At 73.3% G+C, this 9,414-nt stretch carries 5 protein-coding genes and 2 pseudogenes; 2 read left to right on the forward strand and 5 right to left on the reverse strand.

What is annotated here, in order from left to right; all coding sequences use genetic code 11:
- Both AB0G63_RS38455 and AB0G63_RS38460 read right to left on the reverse strand, forming a co-directional pair.
- Positions 1 to 494 (reverse strand): annotated as a pseudogene (locus AB0G63_RS38455) (rhamnose isomerase); the annotation flags it as partial.
- A 316-nt stretch (positions 495 to 810) separates the two neighbouring features.
- The gene (locus AB0G63_RS38460) at positions 811 to 1,686 is read right to left on the reverse strand and encodes an NAD(P)H-binding protein (RefSeq protein WP_360760361.1); all 876 of its coding nucleotides are present in this window, start codon (positions 1,684 to 1,686) and stop codon (positions 811 to 813) included.
- A gap of 158 nt (positions 1,687 to 1,844) precedes the next feature.
- Here AB0G63_RS38460 and AB0G63_RS38465 point away from each other — a divergent pair, with 158 nt between their 5' ends.
- On the forward strand, positions 1,845 to 2,747 hold the full coding sequence (locus AB0G63_RS38465) for a LysR family transcriptional regulator (protein WP_360760364.1): 903 nt from the start codon (positions 1,845 to 1,847) through the stop codon (positions 2,745 to 2,747).
- Between the two features lie 51 nt (positions 2,748 to 2,798).
- On the opposite strand, the gene AB0G63_RS38470 is transcribed toward AB0G63_RS38465, so the two are convergent.
- Together AB0G63_RS38470 and AB0G63_RS38475 are read right to left on the reverse strand one after the other, a co-directional pair.
- Positions 2,799 to 3,062: a hypothetical protein gene (locus tag AB0G63_RS38470; RefSeq protein ID WP_360760366.1), complete on the reverse strand. Its 264-nt coding sequence runs from the start codon at positions 3,060 to 3,062 to the stop codon at positions 2,799 to 2,801.
- 160 nt (positions 3,063 to 3,222) lie between these two features.
- Entirely contained in the window at positions 3,223 to 7,866 is a 4,644-nt protein-coding gene (locus tag AB0G63_RS38475; protein WP_360760369.1) for a cation-translocating P-type ATPase, read from the reverse strand.
- Positions 7,867 to 8,164: 298 nt separating this feature from the next.
- On the opposite strand from AB0G63_RS38475, the gene AB0G63_RS38480 reads away from it, so the two are divergent.
- Positions 8,165 to 8,554, forward strand: coding sequence for a hypothetical protein (locus AB0G63_RS38480; RefSeq protein WP_360760371.1), 390 nt, complete (start codon positions 8,165 to 8,167; stop codon positions 8,552 to 8,554).
- Positions 8,555 to 9,042: 488 nt separating this feature from the next.
- Here the strand turns inward: AB0G63_RS38480 and AB0G63_RS38485 are convergent.
- Positions 9,043 to 9,414, reverse strand: a pseudogene (locus AB0G63_RS38485) (rhamnose isomerase); the annotation flags it as partial.

Below are 9,414 nucleotides of genomic sequence, written 5' to 3' on the forward strand. Positions count from 1 at the left end.
TGGGCGAGTCCTTCGGCGAGGCGGTCCTGGCGGGCGCGGATGTCGTCCTGGCCGGGGTAGTTGGTGCCGTCGGCGAACCAGAGTTTGAGGTCGCGCGAGCCGGTGGCGTCCATGATGTCGACGCATTCCAGGAGGTGGCCGATCGCCTTGCGGCGGATCGCGGGGTCGGCGTGGCAGATGCTGCCGAGCTTGTAGTCGTCGTCCTGGAAGGTGTTGGAGTTGATCGCACCGAGCACGACTCCGTGATCACGGGCGAACGCGGCGAGCTTGCCGAAGTCCTCGACCTTGTCCCACGGGATGTGCAGGGAGACGGTCGGGGCCACACCGGTGAACTCGTGCACCTTCGCCGCGTCCTGCAGCTTCTCCCAGGGGTCGCGGGGGACGCCCGGCTGGGCGAACACCTTGAAGCGCGTGCCGGAGTTGCCGTAGGCCCACGACGGCGTCTCGATCCGCTGGGCCGCGAGGGCCGCCTTCACCGTGGACAGGTCTGGCATGACCACCTCTGAATATCGCAGGCCACGACGCTGCCGTGGAGGTGGGGCGCCGGTGCCGGACTGAACTGTTTGAATCGTTTCAGGGAAAGTAACCGGAGTCCGCGGATGTCGTCAAGACATTCGGGCCCTCGCGCTGCCAAGAGCGCGAGGAGTGTGAACTTCCGTGTTCCGGGGTCTTGACGGAGGGTGCGGCGGAGGTGAGGATGCCGTGAAACGTTTCACCCGAGCGTGATCGGCTACACGTGTCACCAGCGTGTCGCGGGCCGCCGGCCGTCGCCCTCTCAACGAGCGGGGCGACAGCCGACGCCGCGGACGCTCAGGACAGGACAGCCGGCCTGAGCACCTCCTCGCACCACTGGCGGAACGAGGTGGGAGCGGGCGGTGCGGCGCGGTGCTCCTCGTCGTAGGCCCCGTTGTTCTGGGCCACCGCCATGTCCGCGAGGCCCTGGGCCCACGCCTCGGACGCGCCGTGCCGGATCATCGTCTCCCGGTAGTCGTCCAGGGGGGCCTGCCGGTAGCGCACCGGCCGCCGCAGCACCTCGGACATGACCTCGGCCATGCCGTCGGGGGTGAGGGTGTCCGGGCCGACGACGGGGACGCCCTCGCAGCCGGTCCAGGAACCGTCGAGCAGCAGCTCGGCGGCGCGCGCGGCGATGTCGCGGGTGGCGACGGCCGGGAGCACCCGGTCCCCGGGATGCGCCCAGGAGAAGGTGCCCCCGCTCCTGATCGACCCGGCCTGCCACAGCAGGTTCTCCATGAAGGCCGGCGGCCGCAGCGCCCGGTACGCCACGCCCGTGTCCGCGATCAGCGCGTCCTTGGCGTGCGCCGCCGACAGGTGCCCGCCGTTCCTTCCGATGCCGCGGCCCATGCTCGACAGGCCGACGGCCTGCCGGACGCCGTGCGCGACGATCGCCGCGCAGGCCGGCCGGGTGCAGTCCAGGTAATGGCCCTCGACGCTCGGCGCGCGGAGATCCGGGGGCACCAGCAGGAACACGCGGTCCGCGCCCGCGAACGCCTTGCGGACGACGTCGGAGTCGAGAAGGGACCCCTGCACGACCTCGGCCCGCTCGCTCACACGGGCCGGGAGCCGGGAGGGATCACGCGCGATCACCCGGACCGGTTCCCCGCTGTCGAGGAGACGGCCGACGAGCTGCCGGCCGATCGAGCCGGTGGGAGTGGTGACGACAATCAAGGAGAGCTCCGGGGAAGTAGCGGGAGAGTGGCGCCGGATCGCGGCGACCTGGCGCGCGCGGCCTGTGCGTCGATCCTCGAACGTGCCCCGGCCGGACGGAAGGACCGATCGGATCGCGCTTGTTACCCTCAGGGCAATACCGAAGGGGGTGTCAGACCGTGGAATCCCGGCCCCTGCGCTACTTCGTCGCCGTCGCCGAGGAACTCAACTTCGCCCGCGCCGCGGACCGGTTGGGCATCTCGGCCCCGCCGCTGTCCCGGGCGATCCGCAAACTCGAGGCGGAACTGGGCGTCACCCTGTTCGACCGCACCACCCACAGCGTCGCCCTGACCCCGGCCGGGGACGTGCTCCTGGCCGAGGCCAGGGTCGCGCTGGAGGCCCTGCAGGCGGCCGGCCGCCGGGCGCAGCGCGCGGCCGGCCCCGACCCGAAGCTGGTCCTGGCCGTCAAGGCCGACGGCGACGCCGGCCTGCTGGAGACCATCCTGGCGCGTTACGCGGCCGAACCGGCCGCGCGGCCCGTCGCGATCCGGCTGTCCGGCTGGGGCGAGCAGGCCCGTCTGCTGCGCCGGGGCGAGGCGGACGCCGCGCTGATCTACGAGCCGTACGACACCACCGGCCTCGACACGGAGACGGTGGCCGTCGAGCCGCGCCTTGCCGCGCTCCCGGCCGCCCACCCGCTCGCCGCCCGCGACCGCGTCCCCCTCGCCGACCTCGCCCTGCCCGGCGTCCAACCGGGCCGCCCCGACGGTCTGGCCCGCTACCTCGACGAGGTCGTCGAGCGGTACGCCGTGGCCGACCTGGCCCAGCTGCTGACCCTGGTCGAACTCGGCGAACTCGTCACCCTGTTGCCACGCTCGGTCACCCTCCGCTACCGGCGCCCGGGCATCGCCTACCGCGAGGTCCCGGACGCGCCCCCGGCGGTCCTGTCGGTCGCCTGGCCGCAGCAGTCCCGCTCCACGGCGACGGCGGCGCTGGTGCGGGTGGCGGCGTCCGTGCGGCAGCCGGGGCCGTCGGGTCGGGCCCCGGAGCCGGGGCCGGCGCGTCACGAGCCGCAGTACTGAGGAGCCTCCTCGACGTTTCGGGCCGTCCCGGGCCGAGCTCGACCTGGTACTTCAGGTGGGCAGGCCCGAACCGGTGAGAGGAGCCACCGGGACCGCAGGTGGGGTGCTCTCACTGTTCTCGCTGTGTGCGGGGCGTTGTTGCAGGGCGGTGTGCAGCGCGGCGTGAAGCAGGAGGCGCGCGGGCAGTCCCAGGCCGCTTGCGTCGACGGCCATACCGAGGAGAGGCCCGGCGAACGGGGTCAGGGTGCGGGCGAGCGACTGCACCTGCGGGACCAGCGAGATCCGGGGCAGTCTGATGACGAGGGTCAGGGGCACGGCAGTGTCCTTTGGCCGATCAAGCCACCGAGGTGGCTTGTTTTGCCGGTTTTCCTCAGGACAATCCGCTTCTGAGGCGCGTGAATGGCTTGGCGTCTTCATCCGTGCCAACAGAGGGTGAACGGAAGTGTGGTCCGCTCGGACCGGAATCGCCCTTTTCTCAGCCGCTCGGCCTGGCCGGCGGCTGAGAGGCCGGTGCTGCGTGCGGGTACGCGGTGGCGGCGCGTGGGGGCGCGGTCGGGGTGAGCAGGCGGGGGGCGGTGGCGGCGGTGACGGTGGCTGTGGTGGCGCTGGCGGCGACGGTGGTCCAGGCGAGGGGGCCGAGGGGTGTGCAGCCGAAGAAGTGGCTCAGACCTGGGGTCTGCACGACGGTGAGGAGGGCCGCTGTGGAGAGGGCGGTGGTGGCCAGGACCAGGGGGCTGCGCCAGTCGGTGATGAGGGTCTGGCCGAGCTGGGCGGTGATCAGGGCTGCCAGTCCCATGGTGTCGGCGCGGCGGGCACGGCCGGTGAAGCGGCCGGTCTGCCACGCGAGGGTGGCGGCCAGGGTGGTGGCAGTGCCGCGGATGGCCAGCAGCCGCGCCAGGGCCGGTCCCATGAGGGTGGGAGCGGGCTGGTCCATCGCGGTGGTGCCGGCGGCCGTGGGGCGGTGGGCGAGGGCGACGGCCAGGGCGGGGAGCATGTCGGTGAGGAGGTTGACCAGAAGGAGCTGGCGGGTACGGAGGGGGGCGCGGCCGGCGAGTGCGGTGCCGAGAATGGTGAAGGCGACCTCGCCGGCGTTGCCGCCGACGAGGATGGCGACGGCGTCGCGGACGCTGGCCCACAGGGCGCGTCCCTCGTGCAGGGCGTCGAGGATGCGGGTGAGGTCGGGGTCGCTCAGGACGAGGTCGGCGGCGGCGCGTGCGGCGGTGGAGCCGTGGGCACCGATGCCGATGCCGATGTCGGCGAGGCGGATGGCGGCTGCGTCGTTGACGCCGTCGCCGACCATGGCGACGACGTGCCCGGCCTCACGCAGGGCCTGAACGATCCGGACCTTGTGCTCAGGTGATACGCGGGCGAAGAGACTGGTCTGGTCGATGGCCGGGGTGCGGTCGGTGGCCGACAGGGAATCGATCACGGAGCCGGTGACGATGGTCTCCGTGTGAGGGATGCCGAGGTCGCGGGCGATGGCGGCGGCGGTGGCCGGATGGTCGCCGGTGATCATGACGATGCGTACACCCGCGTCGGTGAGGCGCTTGACGGCGTCGGCGGCTGTGGGGCGGGGGGCGTCGGCGATGGCCAGGAAGCCCAGCAGCGTCAGATCGTGGACCAGGTCGGTCACCGCGTCGGCCGGCACAGCGGTACCGGTCGCCGGTTCCGCCGATCGTTCCCGGTCGTCGATGCCCGGTGCGTCCACGGGCAGAGCGGCCTGGGCGACGGCCAGGACGCGCAGGCCCTGGTCGGCGAGCTGCCGCATCATGCGGTGGGCCGCTTCCAGCCGCTGCTCATCGAGCGGGGCCGGGCCGCTGTCACTGCCGACTCGGCCGTGCCGATGGTCAGTGGGGCCGGCCGGAACGAGGGTGGTGGTGCAGCGCTCGAGGATGATCTCGGGCGCTCCTTTGACCGCGAGCAGGGGATGGCCGTTGTCGGTACCTGCGGAGGCCGAGTAGCCGCGGCTGGCCTCGAAGGGCAGTTCCGCCTGCTGTGCCCAGCCAGGGTCTTCGATGTCGTGTCTGTGGAAGGCTTCGAGTACGGCGCGGTCGGTTGCGTGGGCCATGGGCGCGCCGGGGGCGGGGCAGGCGCGGGCGGCGGTGCGCAGCAGGCGATGTGCCTCTTCCGAATCGGGGGGAAGGATCTTCTCGGTGGAGGCCAGACGGGTCAGAGTCAGGCGGCCTTCGGTGAGGGTGCCGGTTTTGTCGAAGCAGATGACGTCGACGCGTCCGAGGGCTTCCAGCGCGCGGGCGGAGCGGGGCAGGATGCCGTGGCGGGACAGCCGGTGGGCGGCCGCCGACTGGGCGACGGTGGCGACCAGCGGCAGGCCTTCGGGGACGGCGGCCACCGCGACCGCGACGCCGGAGGCCAGTGCCTGGCGCAGCGGCAGGCCGCGCAGCAGCCCCAGGGCGGTGACCGCTGCCCCGCCGACGCCGACCACGGGCAGCGCCGTCCGGGTCAGCGCCGCGAGGTGCCCTTCGATGCCGGGCGCGGTGGTGGCCTGCCCGGCCAGCTCTGCGGCGCGCCCTGCCTCGGTCTGCCCGCCGGTCGCGACGACCACGGCCACGCCGGTGCCCGCCAGCACGGTGCAACCCTGGTAGAGCATGCAGGACCGCTCGGCCAGGTCCGCCCCGGGAGTGGCCGCCGGACATTTCGCCACCGGGATGGGTTCACCGGTCAGCGCCGCCTCGTCGATCTCGAGTCGGTCGCCCGACAGCAGCCGGGCATCCGCCGGCACCACCTCCGACGACCGTACGACGATCACGTCGCCCACCTGGAGGTCGCTTGCGTCGATGGTGTCGAAGCCCTCCTTCTCCGGCTCCTCCGGCAGCCCGAGGAAACCCGGGTTCGAGTCGTCCGGCACGTGGCGCAGGCGGCGGGCGGTGATGCTCTCCTTCGCCAGCAGGGTCCGCAGGGCCTGCTCGGCCCGCATGCGCTGGGCGCCGCTGATGACCGCGTTGCCGGCCATCACCCCGCCCACCAGCAGTGAGTCGACGCTGGAACCGACCGCTGCGGACGCCGCGGCACCGAGGGCCAGCACCGGGGTCAGAGGGTCACGCAGTTCCTCGCGCACCGAGCTCAGCAGCTCACCGGCATGCCGGACCTGCGTGGCGAGGCCCAGGGAGGTGACGGCTGCGGTGACGGCCCCGGCCAGCCGGTGCCGCGTCCGGTCGAATGCCGCCCGGGCGGCTGCATCGGACGCTGCCTGCTCTGTCGTGGCGTAGCGGCGCACCGGGCGCAGGGCGCGAAGGACGTCGTCCGCGTCCATGGCGTGCCAGGCGCCGCGGACATGGCCGACGGGCCGGGGCCGGCGGGCAAGGCGTCGCGCCGCGCGGACGCCACCGATCTGGGCCAGGAACGCGGCGCCGTGGACGGGAGTGGTGGTCAGGCCCCACATGCGGTGCCGGGTACCGGCGGCCGCGATCAACGCCCCCAGCGCGGACCCGCCGACCGACAGGCGGGCCGAGGCCGCACTGACCTGGTGTGCGTCGTCGAGGGCCGACAGTAAGCGCCAGGCGTGTTCCAGCCCTGGCCCGCACACGAGGTCCGCCGACCACGGCGCTGCGGGAGCCGGCCTCCCGAACCCGTCCGGCAGGGGGAGGGCCACTCCCACGTCCGCGGCCGCGAGTGCCTCGCCGTCGCAGCAGGTGATCAGCGCGACCACATGGCCTTCCTGCTGCAGGGCGCGCACCCGCTCGGCCGATGTCGAGGCCGGCGGCACAGCGTGATCGGCCCACCGCAGCAGCTCAGCGACGCCGGCGTGCTGGGTCATCTCCAGGCGGCGGTCGCCGGAGCGGGCTGCGGCGACCACCGCATCGGCCAGCGGATCGAGATCGCATCCCACCACGACCCGTCCCAGCAGCCGGCCACCGGTGTCATGCACCTCCAGGTGCAGACCGGGACCGCTGTCAGGCCGCCGGCCCGGGCCGTCCGGCCGGCGCCGCAGCCGCCAGCCATCCGCCGTCCACGGACCCGGACCTGCCATGTCCTTCGGCGTCCGTCCGGACAGGACCTTCTGCGCGGCCTGCCACAACGCTGCCTCGTCCTGTTCCCCGCTGGCTGCCGCCGACATCAGCCGCACCCGCGGAACGTACAGGGCCGGGGAATCGATGACGACGGCGGACACCCGGTCCAGCAGGCGCAGCGCCGCCGGATTCATCACCACCACGCCCGCCCGCGCGAGGTCACGGCCAAGCACCGTGCAGAACGCCTCACGCCCCGCCCCGGCGGCCTTGGGCACCGTCGCCAGAATCGCTCGACCCGCCTGTTCCACATCCCTGGTCCAGGCCGCCACCCCGGCAGCTCCCAGCAGGGAGGTGAGCGACGTCCGCTCCGCGCACTTCTCCACCGGACCCGCCGGCACCGCGACCGGTCGCGGCAGCGGCGTCGTGGCCTGCCGGGGAAGACCGGCGCCGTCAGCCACCAGCTCGCCCTCCCGGCGTTCCCACACCGCCCGCCGACTGCGCGCCTCACCGAGCTTCAACCACTGCTGGACGGCGTCCAGCAGCAGCGGCGTCATCCCCCCGGTGGCCGAATACACCAGCGCCCCGGCCATGGCCAAGAACGCGTCCGCATGGCCACGGCCCACCTGCCGCTCCAGCCACCGGCGGACCCGCGGCTGAGTGTCGGCCACGACCAACGGCACCCGTACCGCGCGCGGCAACCGGGCGACCGAGGCCGTCCAGCCCGCCACCGCGCCGACCAGCCCCACACAGTCGGAGACCAAGGCGACCCTGGCCAGCACCTCCGGGACGTCGTCGAACGCCGCACCCGGCTGACCATGCCCGAACGGCTGCTCCGCGACATCATGCGCCCGCTCCACCGCGCACACCGCTTCCAGCACTGCCTCGAGATCGCAGCCATCCTCCGCCGCGTCGACCACCACATGGCCCAGCGCCGCGTTCACCCGCACCCAGCGCACCCCCGCCAGTTCGGCCAGCGCGGACTCCAGCCCTGCGGCCAGCCGCTCCTGCCGCGTCCCCGCTCCGGCCAGGCCCCGCACCTCGACGTGCGCCCTGCCGCGCTGCGCCCACACGCGCCTGCGGCGCCTGGCCGGACCGGCATCCCGCACCACCTCGGCCGCCCTGACCACCTCGCGTGAGACGGCATCGCCCACCCGGGCAACCCTTCGCCGCCCACGCTCCAGCGCCCGCGGCACCTCCACCGGCGCCCTCACCGCATGCGAGGCGACCACCCCGGCAGACGCAGCCACCGCAGACGGCGCCTGCGCCGCAAGCCGGCGGCCCAGCGACATCACCACACCACCTCGCAGCACCGGCGCGACTCCCTCACTCAAGGCCCATGGCGTCCGCGGTGCTCAGCCACTGACTGCACATCCGCAGGCAAACAGATTCTGAAATCTACATGAACCGGACATAACGTAGGGAAGTCAGCAAGAGCAATGGAGTGATCACATGGCCAAGAAGAAAGCTCAGACCACCACCGCGAGCCCCAGCGCCACGGACACCACCGACCGGCACACGGATCACCACCACGACGGGCATACCCTCACCATCCCGCTCGACGATGTCGCGGACGCCGCACGGAAGGCCGTCACCCTTCCCGTCACCGCCGCACAGCGCGTCCTGCCCGCCAAGGGCGGACTTCCCCTCTACGCCGGGCTCGGCGCGCTCGCCCTGGCGGGCGCTCTGGAATGGCCCGTCGCCGCCGGAATCGGCATCGGCTACGCCGTCCTGCGCCGCGGAGGAGCACTCCCGCCCCCGCCGGCACCCCGGACGCCCGCACGGACGATCACCGTCGCCCAGCCCAAAGCACCGAAACCCGAAGCCGACAGCAGTTCCTGAAGGGCGTACGGCGATGACCTGCTCGACGGCGACCGCGGCACCGGACGGTTCGGCGAGTGCTCCACCCACCAGCTGGACATCCAGCCGGGGCATACGACCTGCGGGGACATGCGCGGTCGCGCGCCGCGGCGGGCGGCGGCGACGGTAGCTGGTCGGAGCGGCAGGACCATGGGCCCGGCACGGTGGCCCGGCGGTCCAACTCGTGCTCGCCGATCGCGACGGAGGACTGCACGATGAGCCGGCAGCGCTTGTGGCGCCGCTCGCCGTGCGCGGTGAACGCCTCCCCTTGATCGTCGTGCGCGGCGAGGCACTCGGCCGACGCGACACCGTCCTCGATCGCCTGGGCCCGCACCCTGGCCCAGGCGAGAGGGAGGCCGGGTGGCCAGGTCATGGCCGATGGTCAGGAAGCCTGCCAACCCCTGCGGGTCGCGCTGACCCGAGATCCCGGCGGACGGGCGCCGGCCCGTCCGCCTCCCGCGGCGGACCGGCTACGCGCCCCACCCCGCCTGCGCCCCGCCGACCCGCTCCTCGACGATCTTCTCGGCCCAGCCGGACCGGCGGTACGCGGCCATCGGATCGGCGTCCAGGCCCATCTCCTCGCGGAGTTCGGCGAGCAGTGGGCGTACGTCGGTGTTGTAGGCGTCCATCAGCACCGCGTTCGCGCCGAGGACGTCGCCCTCGCGCTGGGCGGCGGCCAGCGCCTCCCGGTCCACGAGCAGGGCCTTGGCGGTGGCTTCCTGGACGTTCATCACGGACCGGATGATCGCGGGGATCTTGGCCTCGATGTTGTGGCACTGGTCGAGCATGAAGGCGACGTCGGGGGTGTAGCCGCCGCCGCGGACGACCTCGTACATGATGCG

It is taken from the genome of Streptomyces sp. NPDC020996 (assembly GCF_040641355.1).
In the GTDB taxonomy this organism is placed as follows: Bacteria; Actinomycetota; Actinomycetes; order Streptomycetales; family Streptomycetaceae; genus Streptomyces.

Bases quoted from the DNA above. Each gene is read 5' to 3' on its own strand.
- AB0G63_RS38480 (WP_360760371.1), top strand. From the start codon at position 8,165: ATGGCCAAGAAGAAAGCTCAGACCACCACCGCGAGCCCCAGCGCCACG.